Source organism: Micromonospora sp. WMMA1923 (genome assembly GCF_049179195.1).
Lineage (GTDB): Bacteria > Actinomycetota > Actinomycetes > Mycobacteriales > Micromonosporaceae > Micromonospora > Micromonospora yangpuensis.
Genome location: NZ_JBMHLZ010000001.1, coordinates 6,009,431 through 6,028,913, shown reverse-complemented (window position 1 = coordinate 6,028,913; position 19,483 = coordinate 6,009,431). Strand labels below are relative to the sequence as shown.

Sequence of the window (19,483 nt, the reverse complement as noted above, 5' to 3'; positions counted from 1 at the left end):
CCCGGCACCGAGGCGCCACTGGTGCCGGGGCGGTGTGAAAGGGGTACCCCGCTATACCGAATGCGTTAACAGGGGGCCCTTCCTTACCGGCGGGTGGGGCGGCGGCCGGGTGGGGCGGTGGGCTCGGGGCCGGGGTCGGGCACGGCGGGCAGCGGGCGGGTCACCGGCCCGGTCGGGGTGATCCGGAGCCGCTCGCCGCAGTGCCGGATCTCGATCTCGGTGCCCGGCTCGGCGTCGGGCAGCTCGTAGCGGGCCCCGTCGGACGTGAGCGTCACCTGGAGGCGGTGCGAGTGCCAGCGCAGACTGAAGACCAGTCGCCCGATCCGCTCGGGCAGCCGGGGGTCGAAGGAGAGCACCCCCTGGTCGTCGCGCATCCCGCCGAAGCCCTGCGCCACGGTCAGCCAGGCCCCGGCCAGCGAGGCCAGGTGCAGCCCGTCGCCGGTCTTGTCACCCAGGTCGGCCAGGTCCTGCAGCACCGTCTCGGCGAAGTAGTCGTACGCCAGGTCGAGGTGGCCTACCTCGGCGGCGAGCACCGCCTGTGCGGAGGCCGACAGGGACGAGTCCCGGACGGTCCGCGCCTCGTAGTAGGCGAAGTTGCGGGCCTTCTCCTCGGCGGTGAAGTCACCGGGGAAACGCTGCATGGCCAGCACCAGGTCGGCCTGCTTGACCACCTGCTTGCGGTACAGCTCCAGGTACGGGAAGTTCAGCAGCAGCGGGTAGTCGTCCTCGTCGGTGGACTCGAAGTCCCACTCGGGCTGCTCGGTGAAGCCGGCCGCCTGCTGGTGCACCCCGCGTTTGCGGTCGTACGGCAGGTGCACGGCGTCGGCGGCGGCCCGCCAGCCGGCCACCTCGTCGGGGCGTACGCCGAGCCGCCCGGCCTGCTCGGGGTGACGCTCGACGGCGTCGGCAGCGCCACGCAGGTTGCGCCGGACCATCAGGTTGGTGAAGAGGTTGTCGTCGACCAGGGCGGCGTACTCGTCGGGGCCGGTGATCCCGGTGACGTGGAAGGTGCCGTCGTCGGCGAAGTGCCCGAAACCGTGCCAGAGCCGGGCGGTCTCCACCAGCAGCTCCAGCCCCGGGCCGGCGAGGAAGTCCGGGTCGTCGGTGGCGGCGGCGTAGCGCAGCACCGCATCGGCGATGTCGGCGTTGACGTGCATCCCGGCGGTGCCGGCCGGCCAGTAACCGGAGCACTCCCGGCCGCCGATCGTCCGCCACGGGAAGGTGGCCCCGGACAGCCGCAGCTCCGCCGCCCGTTCCCGGGCCTCCGGCAGGTGCGCGTGCCGCCAGCGCAACGCCGAGCGGACCATCGCCGGGGCCAGGTAGGTAAGCACCGGCAGCACGTAACCCTCGGTGTCCCAGAGCACGTGTCCGTCGTAGCCGTTGCCGGTGAGCCCCTTGGCGGGGATCGTCCGGTCGACGTCGGGCCGGCCGGCCTGCAGCAGGTGGAAGACGGCGAAGCGGATGGCCTGCTGCAACTTCTCGTCGCCGTCGACGACCACGTCGGCGGTCCGCCAGGCCACGTCGAGGGCGGCCCGCTGGTCGGCCAGCAGCGCGTCGAACCCCTCGGTGCGGGCCTCCTCGACCGCCCGGCTGACGTGCTCGGCCATCTCCTCGGCGTCGGTGCCGTCCAGTGCCGCCCACTCGTACGCGGCGAACTTGGTGAGCGTGAGCCGCTGGCCGGGCTCCAGCGTGCCGACCACGGTGACCCGCAGCCGGTCGTCGGTCAGGTCGGCCTCGGTGGCCCAGTCGTCGGCTTCCGGGGTCTCGACGGTGTGCCCGACCCCGACGGCGACCCGCTGCTCGCTGCGCTCGGTGCGGTGCACCAGCGCGCCGCCGGTGCCGTGCCGCCGGTGGGTCTCGGCGGTCAGCGGGTCGGGGATCACCGAGGCGGCCCGGGGGTCGTCGGAGCGGTTCGGCACCCGCTCGTTGGCCTGCAGGTCGGAGCAGACCCGCAGCTCCACTGGCGCGTCCGGGGCCTCGACGGTGTACCGGACGGCGGCGATCGGGTGCCGGGAGAGCGAGACCAGCCGGGTGCTGCGGACGTGTACCCGGTGCCCGGCGGGCGAGACCCACTCGGTGTGCCGTTCGACGACGCCGGCCCGCAGGTCCAGCGTCTGCTCGTGCTCGCGCAGGGTGCCGGTGGTCACGTCCAGCGGCTCGCCGGCGACGAAGAGCCGGATCAGCGCGGCGTTCGGCGCGCTGATCACGGTGTCGCTGAGCTGGGGGAAGGCGTACCCGTCCTCGGGGTAGGTCAGCTCCCGCCGCTCGTGCAGCCCGCTGAGGTAGGTGCCGGGCATCCCGCACGGCTGCCCCTCGTCGAGGGTGCCCCGCCACCCGATCCAGCCGTTGCTCAACGCGAAGATCGACTCGGTCTCGGCGAGCCGGTCCAGGTCGGACCCGGTACGCCGGACCCGCCAGGTCGCGTCCTTCGCCGTCGACTGCGGGCCTTCCCGCCCGTCGGCGGTTCCGGTGGTGTGCACATCGCCTCCAAGGCTGCGGGACCTCACCGGCCAGTCAACCGGACCCGGCTGAGAGGCCGCTGAGACGAAAGTGAGGGTTTCGGATCAACCAATGAACGCTGCGGTGAACCGACATGGTTTCCTACGGTGCTCGTTCGTAAACGGTTTCTGAACGCTTGGTGGGGTAACGGCATGGTGAGGTGGGACATGATCGGCTCAGGTCTGGTCGGTGCGGCGGAGGCGCCGTCGGAGGCGCCGTCGGACGTTCCGGAGGTCAGCGGGGACTGGTACCGGGACGTGGTCGAGTTCGCCGACGCCAACCCGGAGCCGGTGCAGTGGTTCATGGGCCACTTCACCGAGGCGTCGATCATCCTGCTCGGGCTGCTCTTCCTGTTGGCCGCCTGGCCGCGCCTGGGCGGCGGCCCCCGGGACCGGGCGCTCGCCCTGGTCACCCCGGTCGCGGTGGTCCTCGCGTACGGGTGCAGCGAGGGCCTGAAGGTGCTGGTCGACCAGGACCGCCCCTGCCGGGCGTTGACCGACCTGGCCATCGTCGCCGAGCAGTGCCCGCCGGTGGGCGACTGGTCGTTCCCGAGCAACCACTCCACCATCGCCGGCGCGTTGGCCACCGCCGTCGTCCTGCTGCACCGTCGGATCGGCTGGTACGCGGCGGTGCCGTTGGCGGCGTTGGCTGCCTTCTCCCGGGTCTACGTCGGCGTCCACTACCCGCACGACGTGGTCGCCGGGGTGCTGCTCGGCACGCTTGTCGTCGCGGTGGTCGCGCCGCTGCTGGCCCGGCCGGTCGGCGAGGTGCTCCGCCGGCGCAGCCGCCGCGCCGAGGATCCGATCCCGGTCGACCGGCACTGATCACCGGCCCTGCCGGCCCGGCCCGACTGCCAAAACCGGGCCGGGCCGGCACAGGCGGGCCGGGCCGGCACAGGCGGGCCGGGCCGGCACAGGCGGGCCGGGCCGGCACAGGCGGGCCGGCGGTGCAGGCGGGCCGGCGGCGGCGGTCAGGTGGCGGTGAGCAGTAACGCGCCGACCGTGCCGAGCACCAGGAACGGGCCGAAGGGCAGGTGACTGGACCAGCGGATCCGGCGGGCCAGCAGCAGGGCCAGGCTGACCGTGGCGGAGAGCAGGAACGCCAGCAGCAGCCCGCCGAGCATCGTCGCCCAGCCGTACCAGCCGAGCAGCAGTCCGACACCGAGCGCCAGCTTCGCGTCGCCCAGGCCGAAGCCGCGTCGGCCGAGCAGCAGCGTGGTGGCGGCGAAGAAAAGGCCGAGGACGAGGCCGGCGGCGGTGGCCCGCAACCACGCCTGCCCGCCCGCCCCGCTCCACGCGGCCAGCCCGAGCAACGCCCAGGTGCCGGCCGCCGCCGGATACGTGAGCCGGTCGGGAAGCCGGTGCACGGCCACGTCGACCAGGACGGCGGGCAGCACCCAGCCGAGCCACCAGAGCAGCGCGAGGGTCTCCGGCACCGAACCGCCGACCAGCGCGGCCACCGCCAGCGCCGCGACCAGGCCGGCCTCGACCATCCCGGGTGGCGCGCCGACCCGGGCCGCGCACCCGCCGCAGCGCGCCGCCGGCCCGAGCGCCGGCAGCGGCCGGTCCAGGCCGACCGGCGCGCCGCAGCCGTCACACCCGACCCGCCAACCCACCCCCGCCGGTACGGCGTGCCGCACCACCGCCAGCCGCAGCAGGGGTACGACGGCGAGCGCCCCCAGCACCGGCGCGGCCGACCGCCGGGGCCGGGTGGCGGTCACGCCCCAGCCCGAAGAAGCACCGCTGGCGACGTTGCGGCAGATCCTGGCCGATCTTGGAAGCTGATGGCCCCTGTGCGGGCCGTTTTTTTCCAAGATCCCTTGGCGAGGGGGCGAGCTGGACGCGTCACCGTCCCTCGACCGCTGGTCAGGGCAACGGCGGACGGCACGGACAGTAGTCGTTCCGGGGTTCTCGTGTAGCGGATGGCGCGAGAACCGACCCGGGACGGCAGCGGCAGACCGCCGCATGCGGATGTCTTCGACCGACCGACCTCGCAGCGATCCGCCCCGACCAGGCCGTCGACACCGGGGGAATGAATCCGGGCAGAGCCGGTCTCATTCCGCAATACCGCGCGGCGGCCGATCGGTGCCGGAGCACCCGGAGGCAGTCCCGCACCGGTACCGACCGGGGTTACCATACGGGGCCGGCCGCGCAAGCTGGACGCATCGCCAGCGATCATCTGCCGACACCCCCATTCATCACCGAGCGTATTCGGGCGAATTGCCTCTGTTGTAGCGGCGTGGGTCAGCTTATGCTCGCCCCTTGGGTACGACGCAACCCCCGAAGAGCAACCGGCGTCGGGCCAACCAGGACAAACGTCCCCGTTCAAAAATGATCCACACAGGCGAATGCGGAAACCGTCGCCGCGGCTCCGGAACTACCGGTCCGAGGCACGTTTCCGCACGTCCGAAGGGCACCGGATGCCGGCATCCCCCGGTCGCCATCGAGGAGGCACGGCGTTGCGCGCGAGGCAGTCAGATCGTCGGGCACCCGTCGTACGTCGGGTCACCGGACTGTTCGTGATCGCCGTGCTGGGGCTCACCTCCGGCGTCGGGTGCGGCGGCCCGACGGCGGAGACCGGTGACCGGCCCGCCCGCCGAGTACCCACCCCCACCGCCACCGTCTCCACCGCCGACGAGCAGGTCGCCCGGAAGGCCGCCCTCGCCGCCTACGCCGGTTATCTCGCCGCTACCCGGGCGGCCAGTCGAAACAGTGATCCACACCATCCGCAGTTGACCAGGTACCTGGGTGATCCGTTGTTGACCCGGGTCCGGGTGACAATTCGTGAGACGAAGGAGCGCGGCGCGATGCGTACCGGGAAAATTGTCTCCGACCCCACCGTGACCAGCGTGGACCTGATCTCGGAACCGCCCACCGTGGAGATCCAGGACTGCCTGGACACCACCGGGTACCGGTTGGTCTACACCCGGAACAACAAGGTGGTGCCCGGTTCCGGCGGGAGCCGGCACCTGGCCACCGCCACCGCCTCCCGCTATCCGGACGGGCGCTGGCTGATTCGCGCCGGCGAAGCGCACCAGGACCAGCCGTGCTGACCCGCCGACCCGTCCGGCTGCTGGCGTTGACGGCGGCGCTGCTGCTGGTCGGCGCCCTGGGGCCGCTGCTGACGGCGGTCCCGGCGGGGGCCGCCGGCCGGGCCGACCCGGGGGCCAACTGCCCGCCGGGGCAGGACGACTGCAACGTCTGGGACGACGACCCGCCCACGCCCGGCAACCCGGGCAACCCCGGCGAACCCGGCGACGGGGACGACGGCGGCGGTGGCCCGGCGGCCCGGTGCCAGTGGGAGGGGCGGGTGATCCCCTGCTACGACGAGTTCCTGGGCTACTTCGACAACAGCACCGGCTGCTACCACAAGCTCCTTGAGCCGCAGCCCACCATCGTCGAGGGCAAGCAGTGGTACCTGGTCACCTGCAACGGCGGCCTCGGCTCCTCCCGCGAGGAGTTGTTCGACGCGCCGCCGCCCGGGTTCGGCGCGCCGCCGGACCCGGAGGAGCTGGCCCGCCGGGCGCTCGCCTCGATCACCCTGAAGGCACCCCGGATCTCCGTCGCACCCCGCCGGGGCACCGGTCCCGGACTGGTCGGGCTGCCGGTCTGGATGTGGGCCAGCCCGGGGGCGAACTACTTCGGCCCGCTGACCGCGTCCGCCTCCGACCGGGGACTGACCGTCACGATCACCGCCCGGGTCGACCGGATCGTCTGGGACATGGGCAACGGCGACCGGGTCACCTGCACCGGCCCCGGCACCCCGTACCGGGTCGACGGCCCGTACGCCGGCCAGCCCTCACCCGACTGCGGCTACGACGACGGGTACGCCCGGGCCGGCAGCTACCGGATCAGCGCCACCACCTTCTGGACCGTCGAGTGGTCGGCCAGCAGCGGCGGGGCCGGTGACTCCTTCTCCCTCAACCGCAACAGCGGCGGGGCCCCGATCGAGATCGACGAACTTCAGGTGGTGACCAGGTGAGTGTGGTGACGCGCAGCGGTACCGGTCCGGTGGACGCGCCGGTCGTACCGCCCCGGGTGGTCCGGCAACGCCGGATGCGTCCCGGGCTGCTCGGCCTGGCGGTGCTGCTGATCGCCCTCGGCGGGCTGGGCGCGGCCTTCGCGGTCACCTCGGTCCGGGCCACCGGCACGTACCTGGCGGTGGCCCGCACGGTCGAGGTGGGCCGGCAGATCGACGCGGACGACCTGGTGAGCGTGCAGGTCGCCGGGGGCCAGGGGCTCGACCCGGTGGCCGCCGACCGGCTCGACGAGGTGGTCGGCATGCGGGCCGCGGTGGGGCTGACCCCGGGCACCCTGCTGAGCATGGCCCAGCTCACCGACGACCCGCTGCTCGGCCCCGGTCAGCAGCAGATCGCGCTGGGCCTCACCCCCAGCGAGGTACCCGCGAAACAGCTCCACCCCGGCGACAAGGTGCTGCTGGTCACCACCCCGGACCGCAACTCCGACAGCCGCAGCCCCGGCACCCGGTTCGAGGCCACCGTTATCGAGATGGCCACCCCGGAGACCAACAACGTGGTGGTCTACCTGGCCCTGCCCAACCGGGACGTGCCGGCGGTGGTGGTGCTCGCCGCGCAGAAACGGATCGCGCTCGTGCTGACCAAGGCCGCCTGAACATGGCGATCATCGCGCTGGTCTCGGCCAAGGGCTCGCCGGGCGTCACCACGACGGCGTTGGCCTGCGCGTTGAGCTGGCACCGGCGGCTGGTGCTGGCCGAGTGTGACCCGGCCGGCGGCACGATCATGGCCGGCTACCTGGGCGGGGTGCTGGACGGCCCCCGGGGCATCGGTGAGCTGGCCGTCGGCGAGCTGCGCGACGGCAACCTGGAGCAGGCGTTCTGGTCGCAACTCGTCGACCTGGACGCGCCGAAACGGGAACGCCTGCTGCTGCCCGGGGTGGTCGACCCCGCCCAGGCCGGCAGCGTCACCCCGCTGTGGCAACGGTTCACCGACTTCTTCACCGGCCTGGAGCAGGGCAACCCCCCGTACGACGTGCTCGTCGACTGTGGCCGGTTGCAGGTGACCGGTCCACCCTGGCCGGTCCTGCGGGCGGCCACCGTGGTGCTGCTGGTCAGCCGGGCCAACCTGCCCGACCTCTCCGGCACCCGGTCGATGGTCGGCACCATCGAACGGGACTTCGCCGAGCACCGGGTGCCCTCGGGCACCCTGCGCCTGCTGCTGGTCGGCCCCGGCCACGGCAGCGCCGAGATCAGCAAGGCCCTGCGGGTGCCGGTGATCGCCCGGCTGCCACACGATCCGCGTACCGCCGAGGTGCTCAGCCTCGGTGGCACCGTACGGGCCGGTCGGCCGTTGATGCGCGCGGCCGGTGGCCTGGAGGTGCCGGTCCGGGCGCTGCTGGAACGCCGCCGGGCCCGCCTGGCCTGGCCGGTCGACCAGGAGGTACCGGATGCGGTTTGAGCCGGTCTCCCACGACCCGCGCGGCCCCCAGCCCGGGGTCACCTCCACGGTCCCGCCGCTGGCCGTGGCGAACGGGCACCCACAGCCGCCGCCACCGGCGGAGCTGCCGGCGGTGGCCCCCGCGCCGCAGCCGACGCCCCCGCCCCGGCGGGCCGACTTCGCCGTGGTCCGGGAGCTGCGCCGGGAACTCAGCGAACGGCTCACCCTCTGGCAGCGCGGCCGGGAGTTCACCGTCGAGGAGGAGGACGTCGAGCGGGCCCGGCTCGCGGTGACCGTGGTCGCCGAGTACGCCGACTCGGTCCGCCGGGCGGGCACCCCGATGCCGGCCGGTGAGGAACGGAGCCTGCTCGACCAGGTGACCGCCGAGCTGGTCGGGCTGGGCCGGCTCCAGACGCTGCTGGTCGACGACAGCATCGAGGAGGTGCACATCCTCGGCTGCGACCAGGTACGGATCACCCGGCACGGCGGTGGCGTGGACTGGGGCGCACCGATCGCCGACAGCGACGCGGAGCTGGTGGAGATCCTCCAGGCGGCGGCCCGCCGGGCCGGGGCGACCGAGCGTTCCCTGTCGACCTCCAAGCCCACCCTGGACCTGCAACTGCCCGACGGCAGCCGCCTCGCGGCGGTGTTCCTGGTCAGCCACCGCCCGTACGCGGTGATCCGCAAGCACAACACTCTCGACGTCAGCCTGGACGACCTGGCCGGCGCCCGGGGTGACCTGGACGAGATGATCGACCCGCTGCTGCGCGACTTCCTGCGCGCCTCGATGCGTGCCGGGCTGAACATCATGGTCGCCGGCCTGGCCGGGGCGGGCAAGACCACGGTGATCCGGGCGCTGATGAGCGAGATCCCGCCCGACGAGCCGTTCGTGCTGCTGGAGGAGAGCCGCGAGCTGCTGCCGGCCCGCCACGGTGGCCGGCACCGGGCGGTGATGAGCTTCGAGGCCCGCGAGGGCCACGGCGAACGCGGGTTGGACGGCCGGCCCGCCGGTGAGGTGAGCATCGCCGACCTGATCCCGGTCTCGCTGCGGATGGGCGTGCTGCGGATCATCGTCGGCGAGGTCCGGTCCCGGGAGATCGTCCCGATGTTGCAGGCGATGACCACCAGCCGGGGCTCGATGTGCACCATCCACGCCCGTACCCCGGCGGGGGTGAGCGAGCGGATCATCGAGCTGGCGCTGGCCCACGGCCGGGAGATGACCGTCGACCAGGCCCGGCGGATGGCCGGCAACGCCCTCGACCTGATCGTCTACGTCACCGTCGAGGACGAGACCGCGATCGGCGGACGCAAGCACCGCTTCGTCTCGCACGTCGAGGAGGTGATCGGCGTCGGCGACGGCAACCGGATCGTCACCACCGCCGTCTTCGGCCCGGGCCCGGACGGCCGCGCGGTCCCCCGGCACCTGCCGGAACGGGTCCGCGAGCAGCTGATGCGGGTCGGCTACGACGCCCGCCTGCTCAGCCGCTGGATCGAGGCCGGCGCCGGTGCCTGGCGTCGCCCCCGCCACAGCCAACTGGCCAGGCGGTAAGACATGAACGTCGAACTGGTCGCGGTGGTTTCCGGGGCGGCCTGCGTGGCCGGGATGGTGCTGGCCGTCGTCGCGGTGGTCGGCACCCGCCGCCCGCGCCGGACCCGCCCCGGCGCGGGCAACGACCTGCGTCGGTTCTTGCTCGGCACGGACACCAGCCGCCGGCAGCAGCGTCGCCGCCGGTCCCTGCTGGTCGGCGCAGTGGTCGCCGGGGCGTTGGCGTTCCTGCTGACCGGCTTGCCGGTGGTGGGTCTGCTGGTCGCCCTCGCGGTGCCCGGGGTGCCGTGGCTGTTCGCCGTCGGCCGGGAGGAGCAGCGGGCCATCGCCCGGATCGAGGCGGTCGGCGAGTGGACCCGCCGGCTCAAGGACGTCTCCGCCGTCGGTCAGGGCCTCCAACAGGCGATCGCCAGCACGGTCACCACCGTGCCGGAGGAGATCGAGGAGGAGGTCCGGGTGCTCGCCGCCCGGTTGCAGGCCGGCTGGTCGGCGCGGGCCGCCCTGCTGGCCTTCGCCGACGAGATCGGTGACCCGGTCTGCGACCAGGTGGTGGCCGCGTTGATCCTGCACCTCACCGACCGGGGCGAGCGCCTCGGTGACGTGCTCGGCTCGATCGCCGGGGCGGCGGCGGCCGAGGTCGCCACCCGGCGGGAGATCGAGGCCAAACGCACCCAGCCCCGGTTCGCGGTCCGGTTCCTCACCGGGATGACCCTGGCGACCCTGGCGTACGGGCTGCTCAACACCGAGTACATGCGACCGTACGGCACCCCGACCGGGCAACTGGTGATGGTCGTGCTCGGCACCTGCTTCGTTGGCCTGCTGGTCTGGGTTCGCGCGATGAGCCAGCCACCGCAGCCGGCCCGTTTCCTGCCCGCCCCCGATCCGGAGGAGGCGTTGCGGTGATCCTCAGTTGGCAGCTCACCCTGGCCGTGGTCGGCGGCGGGCTGGTCGGGCTCGGCCTGTTCCTCGTCGTCCAGGAGGCCCTGCCGGCCACCCCGGCGCTCGGGCCGGCGCTGCGTCGGCTGCACCAGCCACCGGGTGCCACGCGACCGGGTACCGGCCGGCACCTGGACTGGCTCGGTGGGCTGGCCCGCTGGGTACGGCCGCCGCACCGGGAGTTGGCGCTGATCGACCGGACGCCCGAGCAGTACACCCTCTCGTTGCTGCTCTCCACCCTGATCGGGTTGGCCGCGCCGACGCTGCTCAGTGGCGTCCTCTTCCTGGCCGGGACGGAGCTGCCGGTGGTCGTACCGGTGCTCGGTTCGGTGGGGGCGGCGGCGGTCTGCGCCCTGATCGCCCACCGGGACGTGCTGGTCCGGGCGGAGGCGGCGCGGGCCGAGTTCCGCCAGGCCGTCTCCGCGTACCTGGATCTGGTGGCGCTGCAACTGTCCGCCGCGCACGGGCCGGTGCAGTCGCTGGAACGGGCGGCGATGGTCTGCGACGGCTGGGTCTTCGACCGGCTGCGGGAGTCGCTGCGGATCGCCCAGATGCAGATGCACTCACCCTGGGACGAGCTGCGCGACCTGGCCGAGAAGCTGGGCATCCCCGAGCTGGGCGACGTCGGGGCGATCATGCGTTCGTCCGGCAGCGAGGGCGCCCAGGTGCACGAGACGTTGCGCAGCCGCGCCGACTCGCTGCGCGACCAGATCCGTACCGACAACCTGGCCCGGGCGGAGGGGATCACCAGCCGGCTCGACATTCCGGGCGCGCTGCTGGTCTTCGTCCTGCTCGGCTTCGCCGTCTATCCGTTCGTCGCCCGTCTGTGATCCCCTCCCCATCCCAGGAGAACTCCCATGCGCCTCGTCGCCTACCTGCACATCGTGTTCCTCGACCGGCTCGCCGAGCTGCGCCGGGCCGGTGACCGGGGGGACAGCCCGGTCCCCACCGCCGTGATCATCTTCGGCCTGGTGGCCGCCGCGATCGCGGTCACCGCCCTGGTCAGCACGAAGGCCAAGAGCTGGATGGACGCCATCCCCGGCCCGGCCGCCCCGTAACGACGATGCCGCGTACGCCACCGACGGCCCACGACCGGGCGGCCCCGGCCGCCCGGTGCCACCGCACGCCCGTCGCCACCCCGGTGCCGGGTCCGCCTGGTGGGCCGACCCGGGTCCGGCCGGCGTCGGTCACCTCCGGGGCGGACCGGGGGGCCAGCCCGGTGGAGTTGGCGGTGGTGATGCCGCTGATCCTGCTGCTGCTCTTCGCCTCGATCCAGGCGGCGGCCTGGTTCGTCGCGCGGGCCACCGCGCTGAACGCCGCCCAGAGCGGGGTCAACGCGCAACGGGTCCACCAGGCCCCGGCCGGGGCCGGCGAGGCACGGGCGACCGGGTTCCTGACCGCCGCCGGCGACTGGCTGGTCGGCTGGGAGCGGGCCGGCCCGCGGTGCGTCACCACCGAGACCGAGGTGAACTGCACGGTCACCGGTCGTTCCCTGTCGCTGGTCCCGGGCGTCAGCTTCCCGGTCCGGCAGACGGCCCACGGGACGGTGGAGCGGTGGACCACCGGGGATCCGCAGTGAGCGGCCGGTCCGACCGGGGGTCGGTCTCCGTCGAGGTGGCGATCCTGGCCCCGGCCTTCCTGTCGTTGATCGTGCTGGCCGGCGTCGCCGGTCGGACCGCGATCGCGGCCGAGGCGATCGACTCGGCCGCCCACCACGCCGCCCGCGCCGCGTCGATCTCCCGGGACGCCGACAGCGCCGAGGCGGCGGCCCGCAGAGCGGCCCGTGAGCAGCTGGACTGGTCCGGGTTGAGCTGCACGGGCGCGCCGGCGGTGACCTTCACCGGATCGGTGGGGGGTCGGCCGGCCACCTTCGACGACGCCTTCGACAGCGCGGTGGGCGAGTCCAGCGCGGTGACCGTACGGGTCACCTGCACGGTCTCCTTCACCGACCTCAACCTGCCGGCGGTACCCGGCATGCCGACCAGGCGCACGGTCACGGCCGCCTTCACCTCGCCCCTCGACCGGTACCGGAGCCGACCGTGAACCGCCGCCGGTGGTCGGTCGGTGCGGCGGAGCCGACGGGCGACGCCGGACGGGTAAGCCTCTTCCTGGCCGTCGCCATGGCCGGCGTCCTCGTCGTCATCGGGTTGGCCTTCGACGGCTCCGGCCAGCTGCGGTCGATGCAGCGGGCGGAGAACCTGGCCGCCGAGGCGGCCCGGACCGGTGGCCAGTCCATCGACCGGGCCCGCGCCATCGCCGGTGGCAGCAAGGAGATCGACGAGGACGACGCCCGCGCGGCCGTCCGCAGCTACCTGGCCGCCGCCGGGGTGGCCAGCCACTCGGTCAGCTTTCCGGTGATCGAGGGCGAAAAGCACATCCGGGTACGGGTCGACGTCGCCTACGACCGGCTACTGCTCGGCCTCTTCGGCTTCGGCGACAGCGTCACCGTCTCCGGTGAGGCCACCGCACGCACCCTCACCGAGGGTCCGTAGGAAGGATTCCGATGACAGCTCCGCGTGGCACCGCCGTACGACGAACGGGACAGGTCCTCACCGGACTCGGCGCGCTGACCGTGCTCGGCGCGGTGCTGGTCGGTGGGCCGTTGGCGCTCGTCGCCCTGGCCGGCAATCCCCTCCCCGATCACCTGCCCACCCTCGCCGAGGTCGGCAGCACCCTCACCAGCCGTGACGACGGGCAGCTCTTCCTGCGGGCGTTGGCCCTGGTGGGCTGGTTCGGCTGGGCGACGTTCGCCTTCTCCGTACTGGTGGAGCTGGTGGCGCAGACCTTCCGCCGGCCGGCGCCCAAGCTGCCCGGGATGCGCCGTCAGCAGAAGGCCGCCGCCGCGCTGGTCGGCTCGATCGCCCTGATCATCGCGGCCAGCCCGGCAGCGACCGCGGCGACCACCCTGGCCGGTCCGTACCCGGCGGCCAGCTCGCCCGCCAGCGTCACGCAGGTCGGGCCGGAACGTGCGGGGTACCCGGACTCCGGCGTGGGCGGGTCGGTCCGACTGGCCGGCCTGGACCGGACCGGCGCGGACCGCACGGCCGAGGTCGACGCGCCGGTGTACCGGGTGGCCAGGGGCGACTACCTGGGCACGGTGGCCGAGCGGTACCTGGACGACTTCGGCGACTACCGCGAGGTGGCGAAGCTGAACCGGCTGCGCGACCCGGACCGGATCCGGCCCGGCCAGTTGCTGAAGCTGCCCACCACCGCCGACGACCAGGGCTCCCGGGCGCACGCGAGTGGCCGGCTGGTGGCCCGGCCGGCCGAGGCGGCCCCGCCCGGTCACGACGCCCCGGCGCAGCCACCCACCGCCCCCGGCGGCCCGGCCTCGACCGCCCCCGGTGCGGAGGCCGCCCCACCGTCGGCCGAGCAGCCCGCGCCGGTGGTCCCGCCGTCGACCGACCACACCTCCGGCTCGCCGGTGATGGCGGTCGGGGCGTCCCGCGCGTCCGACGGCGACGGGGTGAACCGGCCGCTAGCGGTCTCCGCGGTCCTCGCCGTGGCCAGCATCGTCGGCGCGCAGATCGGTGCCGTACTCGGCCTGCGCCGCCGGCCGGCGGCACCCCGACCACCCGCGCCCCACCCCGGCCTCACCAACCCCAGCGGCCGCCACCGCCGCGACTGAGGTGTAAGGAAGGGCCCCCTCTTAACGCTTTTGGTATAGCGGGGTACCCCGCTAACGGCGCGACATGTGCACCAGCTCCGGGTGGCGGCGGGCCGGGTGCCCGCGGTCGCCAGCGGCCCCCGGCCGTGCGACCCGACGGCGAGTCGCCAGCGGACGACGGGACACTGCCGGCCATCGCAGAGGCGGGCCGAGACTCCTCAGGGCGGGACCGTCGGAGGCGGGACCGTCGGAGGCGGGACCGTCGCAGGCGGGACCGTCGCAGGCGGGACCGTCGCAGGCGGGACCGTCGCAGGCGGGACCGTCGGGGCGAGCGAGGAACGTCAGGGCAGGCGGGTCTCCAGGACACCCTCGACCACCCGGGTCGGCAGGGTCTGCTGGTCGTTGCCGGACGGGCCGTGCACCACCTCGCCGCCGTTGAGCCGGAAGGCGCTGCCGTGCCAGGGACAGACCACGCAGGCATGCCCGTCGATCTGCTGGACCTCACCCTCACCGAGCGGGCCGCTCTGGTGCGGGCAGCGCTCCAGCATGACGGTGACCTCGTCGCCGTGCCGGTAGAGGATCACCGAGACGTCGTCGACCTCCCGGGTGAGCAGCTCGCGGTCCGGCAGCGCGGCCAGCTCGCCCAGTGGGTGCCACCCCTCGCTGATCCGGTGCAGCTCCGAGACGCTCTGGTTGACCTGTGCGCCCTGCGTGTAGGCCAGGTGCCCACCGAGGTACGCCCCGGCGCTGACCGCGCCCAACCCCAGGTAGCTCAGGGCCCGGCCGGTACCGTGCCGGCCGGTCAGCCGGGCGGCCAACGACCCCGAGTAGAGGGCCAGGCCGACCACGTTGGCGGCGGCGTGCACCAGGCCCACCCGACGCTGGTCGCGGGAGAGGGCCGCCCAGTCGTTGAAGCCGGCGACCGCCGCCGGCACCGCACTGACGGTGCCCAGGCCGACCAGCGCGGTGGCTGCGCGGCGCTGCCCCGGCAGCAGGTCGACCACGGCGGCGCTGATCCAGGCCCCCACCGGCACCTGCACCATCGCCGGATGCAGCGGATGACCCAGCCAGACGCCGTGCAGCAGGTCACGGACCCGCTGCGGGCGCAGGGTGGACTCGACGACACGCTGCACCCGGTCGCCCACCCGGTCCAACGCCCTGGCCTGCTCGATCTTCGTCAGGAATGCTCGCACCCACACCAACTCCCCGCCACCTTCCACCCCAAACCCCCCACCCCGGCCCAATTCGGCCGGGCCGATCGGCGCCGGCACGGGATCACCTCAGGTCGTGCAGGGCGGTCTCGATGGCCCGGTGGAAGGTCGGGTACGCGTAGATCATGTGCCGGAGTTGGCTGATCGGGACGGCCGCGTGCACCGCCACGACCAACCCGGCGAGCACCTCGCCGCCGGCCGGACCGGCCGAGGTGGCCCCGACCAGCACGCCCCGGTCGGCGTCGGCGACCAGCTTGATGAAGCCGTCGCCCCGGTGGATCCAGCCCCGGGTCGACGAGGCCAACTCGGCGAAGCCGACCTGCACGTTGAGGCCGCGTTCGCGGGCCTGCCGTTCGGTGAGCCCGACCGCGCCGATCTCCGGGTCGGTGAAGGTGACCCGGGGCAGCGCCAGGTAGTCGGCCCGCGCCACGCCCTGCGGCCCGCCGACCCCCGCCCCGACCGCACCCGACCCGGCCACACCCGACCCGACCGCACCCGACGCGGCCGTACCCGACCCGGCGGAGCCCGACCCGGCTGAGGCCGGCCCACCGGCGGCCGGGACCCCGCTGGCCGCGCCGACCGCGCCGCCGACCACGCTGGCCGTACCGCTGGGGTCGGGGCCGGCGGTGGCCCGGCGGGCGTGGTCGAGCAGGTCGGCGACGACGATGGCCGCCTGGTACATGGCGATGTGGGTGAACGCGCCCTCGCCGGTCAGGTCACCGACGGCCCAGATCCCGTCCCCGGCGCGCATCCGGTCGTCGACCGGCAGGTACCGCTGGTCGGGGTCCATCCCGACGGTGTCCAGGCCCAACTCCGCCAGGTGGGCCCGCCGCCCGGTGACCACCAGCAGCCGCTCGGCGGTGAACTCCGCGCCACCGGCGGCGTGCACGGTGAAGTGCTGACCGTCGTGGCTGACCCGTTCGGCCCCGACCCCGGTCTCGATCGTCACGCCGTCGGCGCGCAGGGCCGCCGCGGCCACCTCGGAGGACTCCGGCTCCTCGACCGCGAGCACCCGCTCGGACCGCTCCAGCACCGTCACCTGTACGCCGAACCGGGCGAAGACCTGCGCCAGCTCCAGACCGATCGCGCCACCGCCGAGGCTGAGCAGGCTCGCCGGCAGCTCCTCGACCTCGATCGCCTGGTGGTTCGTCCAGTACGGGGTGTCGGCCAGCCCGGGAAGCGGCGGGATCGAGGGGCGGGTGCCGGTGCCGAGCACGACACCGTACCGGGCCTGGAACACCCGGTCGCCCACCCGGACCCGGCCGGGGCCGTCGAGCCGTCCACTGCCCCGGACGAACGTCCCGCCTCTGCCGACGAAGCGGTCCACCGCGACCCGGTCGTCCCAGGTGTCGGTGGCCTCCTCGCGGATCCGCTTCGCCACCGGGGCCCAGTCCGGGCGCACCTGCGCCGTGCCGGCCAGCCCGTCGACCCGGCGGGCCTCGGCGAGCGCGTTGGCCGCCCTGATCATCATCTTGCTCGGCACGCAGCCCCAGTACGGGCACTCCCCGCCGACCAGATCGCGTTCGATGCCGACGACGCTCAGGCCGGCCTCGGCGAGCTTGCCGGCGACCTCGTCGCCGCCCACGCCCAGCCCGACCACGACCACGTCCACAAGTTCCGGCTCAGCCATCCCGACAGCATCACCCATCGACCGCCCTCCGGCCACCCCGCTCACGTTCCGACCGACCCGACCGGCACCCACACCACCAGGGAGGCGGTCAGGGAGTGTCGAGGTGTTCGCCGGGTGCCGTCTGGAGCAGCCAGGACAGTGGCATCCGGGCCTGCTCCTGGTACGCGTCACCGACCAGCCGGTGCAGGGTGACGGTCTGTCGGCTGTCCCGCTCCACCACCCAGTACTGTCCGATGCCGGCCGAGGCGTACTCCCGGACCTTGGTGACCGAGTACATCGCCTCAGAACCGGGCGAGACGATCTCGACCACCGCCAACAGACCGTCCGTCGCCGACCAGACTCCACGCGGTGGCGGCTTGCGCCACACGGTGAGGTCAGGAATGCGGCCGCCGTCACCTGCGGGCCCGGTGATGCGGATGCCGGCAGCCTGGAGCACCTGCTCTGCCGGCCAACCCGCCATGATCAGCCAGGCGAAGACCCGACTGGCGATCATGGCGTGCTCGGAGTCGGGCGGCGGCATGACCGAGAGGACTCCCTCAGGGCTGGTCTCGTACCGGTGGCCGTTCGGGTCGGCGGCGTTCATCGCCGCGAGGTCACCGAGCGTCACGACGGCAGGCATGTACCGGCCCACGGTCTCCGCGCTCATGGGCCTCATCCTAGACGATCGTCCACGTCATCAGCGGTTCCTTCCGCCCCGGCTTCGGGGCTGATCGGGTGCCCGGCCGGCCGGGGTGCTGCTCTGTGCGGCACCGCTCGTGCCCCCGGGCCAACCCGGGCCGGTGGCGGCGGCCCAGTCCTGCGACGCGGGGTTGAACACCGGAATCGCCGGACGGGCACGCTGCTCGGCGCCGGCCTGCGGTTGTGGCGGAGGGGGCATCCCGGTGGAGGCCTGCGGATTCACCGGAGCGGGCTCCGGTGAACTCTCCGGCGTGTAGATGAAATCCCGCACGTACTCGTTGAGTTCTTCTTTCTTCTGCGCGATGGGTTGGTAAGCCCTGACCAGGCTCTGCTGGTCCACAGAGGCTGGATTCCGCTCGGCGGCGTCGCGCAGTAGTCGGTACTGCTTACCAAGCTTTTGCAGCTCTTTGACGTACGCACGCGTCAGCGGCTGCGAGGCGAAGTCTGGTTCCAGACCGGCGATGAATGTGTCGAAATCAGCCTTCGTGGAGTCGTCGAGCCAGGCTGTCAACTCCCCTGTGTGGCGCTGACTGGTTGACTGACTCGATGCGGACGAGCCGCCGCCTGAACCTGTTCTCGGCACTGTCTGCCTCCTTCCGGTGGGGTCACGGGTCGGAGGTGCTACGGACGGGAGGCCGTCGTGGTTCAACGCAGCCAGGGTGGGGGTGGCCCCGGTGGGGGCAGCGGCGGCGGGTAGTCGAGGGTACGGCGTACCGCGTCGGGCAGCCGCCACGGCTCGTGCACGGCGCCCCCCTCGATCGCCGCCAACTCGGGCAGCCAGCGCCGGACGTACGCGCCGTCGGGGTCGTACCGGTGCGCCTGGCGGATCGGGTTGAACCCCCGGTACGGGCGGGTGTCGTGGCCGGTGCCGGCCACCCACTGCCAGTTGCCTGAGTTGTTGGGCACGTCGCCGTCGAGCAGCCAATGCCCGAAGACCGCCAACCCGGCCCGCCAGTCCAGCCGGAGCTGCTTGGTCAGGTGGCCGGCGGTGATCAGCCGGGCCCGGTTGTGCATCCAGCCTTCAGCGTGCAGCTGCCGCATCCCGGCGTCCACGATCGGCACTCCGGTCCGGCCCTCGGTCCAGGCGTCCAGCGCGTCGGTGTCGTACCGCCAGTCCTCGGTGACGCCGGCGCGGAAGGCGGTGCGGTCCAGGTCGGGGAAGGCGGCGGCGGCCTGGTAGTAGAAGTCCCGCCAGCAGACCTGCCGGACGAACGGGTCGGCGCGGTCGGCCACCCGCTCGACCACCTCCAGGGGGGACAGACACCCGAACCGCAGGTACGGGCTGAGCCGGGAGGTGTCGTCGGCGGCCAGGTCGTCGTGCTGGTCGCCGTACCCGCCGAGGTTGGGCAGCCAGTCGCGCAGCCGGCGGCGGGCGACGGTCTCGCCGCCGGCGGCGGCGTCCGGTGACGCACCGGCGGGCAGGGCGGGCAGCCGCCCCACCGGCACCCCGGCCGGCAGCTCGATCCGCTCCGGCCGGGCGAGCGTGGTCCGCCACTGCGCGCCCTGCCAGGCCCGGAAGTACGGGCTGAACACCTTGTAGTGTTCGCCACCGCCGGGGCGCAGCGCGCCCGGGTCGACCACGGTCAGCCCGGGGAAGAGACGCAGGTGCAGGCGGTGCCGTTCGCACTCGGCGCGCAGCCGGCGTTCGCGGCGGCGGGCGTACCGGCTGACGTCGGCGGAGACCGCGATCGCCTCGGCGCCCACCTCACCGGCCAGCCTGATCGTCTCGGTCACCGGGTCGCCCTGCCGCAGCACCAGGTCACCGCCGAGTCCGCGCAGGTTCTCGCGGAGGTCGGCGAGGCTCTGGCGCAGGAAGCGGGTCCGGTTCGGTGACCGGTCGGCCAACGCCGGGTCCAGCACGAAGGTCGGCACCACCCGGTCGAAGGCCGCGCAGCTGGTGGCCAGCGCCGGGTGGTCGTGCACCCGCAGGTCGCGGGTGAACAACACGATCGCGGTACGCACC

Annotated in this window: 20 protein-coding genes; 13 read left to right on the top strand and 7 right to left on the bottom strand. The window is 73.7% G+C overall.

Going from position 1 to position 19,483, the window contains the following annotated elements; genetic code table 11:
* Positions 1 to 83: 83 nt before the first annotated feature.
* The gene (locus ACN28G_RS27450; protein WP_421480663.1) at positions 84 to 2,480 is read right to left on the bottom strand and encodes a glycoside hydrolase family 65 protein; all 2,397 of its coding nucleotides are present in this window, start codon (positions 2,478 to 2,480) and stop codon (positions 84 to 86) included.
* A gap of 186 nt (positions 2,481 to 2,666) precedes the next feature.
* Here ACN28G_RS27450 and ACN28G_RS27445 point away from each other — a divergent pair, with 186 nt between their 5' ends.
* Positions 2,667 to 3,323 carry a phosphatase PAP2 family protein gene (locus ACN28G_RS27445; protein WP_421480662.1) on the top strand — a complete coding sequence of 219 codons (657 nt, stop codon included), beginning with the start codon at positions 2,667 to 2,669 and terminating at the stop codon, positions 3,321 to 3,323.
* A gap of 146 nt (positions 3,324 to 3,469) precedes the next feature.
* Here the strand turns inward: ACN28G_RS27445 and ACN28G_RS27440 are convergent, their stop codons facing one another.
* On the bottom strand, positions 3,470 to 4,219 hold the full coding sequence (locus tag ACN28G_RS27440) for a prepilin peptidase (protein ID WP_421480661.1): 750 nt from the start codon (positions 4,217 to 4,219) through the stop codon (positions 3,470 to 3,472).
* 699 nt (positions 4,220 to 4,918) lie between these two features.
* Here ACN28G_RS27440 and ACN28G_RS27435 point away from each other — a divergent pair.
* The 12 genes from ACN28G_RS27435 to ACN28G_RS27380 are packed head-to-tail and all read left to right on the top strand — an operon-like array spanning position 4,919 to position 14,022.
* Positions 4,919 to 5,551 carry a hypothetical protein gene (locus tag ACN28G_RS27435; protein WP_421480660.1) on the top strand — a complete coding sequence of 211 codons (633 nt, stop codon included), beginning with the start codon at positions 4,919 to 4,921 and terminating at the stop codon, positions 5,549 to 5,551.
* On the top strand, positions 5,545 to 6,480 hold the full coding sequence (locus ACN28G_RS27430; RefSeq protein WP_421480659.1) for a hypothetical protein: 936 nt from the start codon (positions 5,545 to 5,547) through the stop codon (positions 6,478 to 6,480). The genes ACN28G_RS27435 and ACN28G_RS27430 overlap by 7 nt, the downstream gene beginning before the upstream one ends.
* Positions 6,477 to 7,130 carry an SAF domain-containing protein gene (locus ACN28G_RS27425; protein WP_091433143.1) on the top strand — a complete coding sequence of 218 codons (654 nt, stop codon included), beginning with the start codon at positions 6,477 to 6,479 and terminating at the stop codon, positions 7,128 to 7,130. Before ACN28G_RS27430 ends, ACN28G_RS27425 begins: the two co-directional genes overlap by 4 nt.
* A 2-nt stretch (positions 7,131 to 7,132) precedes the next feature.
* On the top strand, positions 7,133 to 7,933 hold the full coding sequence (locus tag ACN28G_RS27420; RefSeq protein ID WP_091433138.1) for a ParA family protein: 801 nt from the start codon (positions 7,133 to 7,135) through the stop codon (positions 7,931 to 7,933).
* A complete protein-coding gene (locus ACN28G_RS27415; RefSeq protein ID WP_091433134.1) occupies positions 7,923 to 9,461 on the top strand; it encodes a CpaF family protein in 1,539 nt (512 codons plus the stop codon). Before ACN28G_RS27420 ends, ACN28G_RS27415 begins: the two co-directional genes overlap by 11 nt.
* A 3-nt stretch (positions 9,462 to 9,464) precedes the next feature.
* A complete protein-coding gene (locus ACN28G_RS27410; protein ID WP_091433131.1) occupies positions 9,465 to 10,361 on the top strand; it encodes a type II secretion system F family protein in 897 nt (298 codons plus the stop codon).
* Positions 10,361 to 11,224 (top strand): type II secretion system F family protein, encoded by an 864-nt coding sequence (locus tag ACN28G_RS27405; RefSeq protein WP_091445753.1) that lies wholly within the window; start codon positions 10,361 to 10,363, stop codon positions 11,222 to 11,224. The genes ACN28G_RS27410 and ACN28G_RS27405 overlap by 1 nt, the downstream gene beginning before the upstream one ends.
* A 27-nt stretch (positions 11,225 to 11,251) precedes the next feature.
* Entirely contained in the window at positions 11,252 to 11,452 is a 201-nt protein-coding gene (locus ACN28G_RS27400) for a hypothetical protein (RefSeq protein WP_091433128.1), read from the top strand.
* A 5-nt stretch (positions 11,453 to 11,457) separates the two neighbouring features.
* Complete coding sequence (locus ACN28G_RS27395) at positions 11,458 to 11,973, top strand: TadE/TadG family type IV pilus assembly protein (RefSeq protein WP_421480658.1); 516 nt, start codon at positions 11,458 to 11,460, stop codon at positions 11,971 to 11,973.
* Positions 11,970 to 12,437, top strand: coding sequence for a TadE/TadG family type IV pilus assembly protein (locus ACN28G_RS27390; RefSeq protein WP_421480657.1), 468 nt, complete (start codon positions 11,970 to 11,972; stop codon positions 12,435 to 12,437). The genes ACN28G_RS27395 and ACN28G_RS27390 overlap by 4 nt, the downstream gene beginning before the upstream one ends.
* Positions 12,434 to 12,886 carry a pilus assembly protein TadG-related protein gene (locus ACN28G_RS27385; RefSeq protein WP_091433119.1) on the top strand — a complete coding sequence of 151 codons (453 nt, stop codon included), beginning with the start codon at positions 12,434 to 12,436 and terminating at the stop codon, positions 12,884 to 12,886. The genes ACN28G_RS27390 and ACN28G_RS27385 overlap by 4 nt, the downstream gene beginning before the upstream one ends.
* A gap of 11 nt (positions 12,887 to 12,897) precedes the next feature.
* Positions 12,898 to 14,022 (top strand): LysM peptidoglycan-binding domain-containing protein, encoded by a 1,125-nt coding sequence (locus tag ACN28G_RS27380; RefSeq protein ID WP_421480656.1) that lies wholly within the window; start codon positions 12,898 to 12,900, stop codon positions 14,020 to 14,022.
* 320 nt (positions 14,023 to 14,342) lie between these two features.
* On the opposite strand, the gene ACN28G_RS27375 is transcribed toward ACN28G_RS27380, so the two are convergent.
* The 5 genes from ACN28G_RS27375 to ACN28G_RS27355 form a co-directional block, all read right to left on the bottom strand.
* The gene (locus ACN28G_RS27375) at positions 14,343 to 15,194 is read right to left on the bottom strand and encodes a DUF2231 domain-containing protein (protein ID WP_091445751.1); all 852 of its coding nucleotides are present in this window, start codon (positions 15,192 to 15,194) and stop codon (positions 14,343 to 14,345) included.
* Positions 15,195 to 15,276: 82 nt separating this feature from the next.
* Complete coding sequence (locus ACN28G_RS27370) at positions 15,277 to 16,842, bottom strand: dihydrolipoyl dehydrogenase family protein (RefSeq protein ID WP_421480655.1); 1,566 nt, start codon at positions 16,840 to 16,842, stop codon at positions 15,277 to 15,279.
* Between the two features lie 88 nt (positions 16,843 to 16,930).
* Positions 16,931 to 17,488 (bottom strand): Uma2 family endonuclease, encoded by a 558-nt coding sequence (locus tag ACN28G_RS27365; RefSeq protein ID WP_091433110.1) that lies wholly within the window; start codon positions 17,486 to 17,488, stop codon positions 16,931 to 16,933.
* Positions 17,489 to 17,518: 30 nt separating this feature from the next.
* Complete coding sequence (locus ACN28G_RS27360) at positions 17,519 to 18,031, bottom strand: hypothetical protein (protein ID WP_421480654.1); 513 nt, start codon at positions 18,029 to 18,031, stop codon at positions 17,519 to 17,521.
* Between the two features lie 134 nt (positions 18,032 to 18,165).
* On the bottom strand, positions 18,166 to 19,482 hold the full coding sequence (locus ACN28G_RS27355) for a cryptochrome/photolyase family protein (RefSeq protein ID WP_421480653.1): 1,317 nt from the start codon (positions 19,480 to 19,482) through the stop codon (positions 18,166 to 18,168).
* Position 19,483 lies beyond the last annotated feature (1 nt).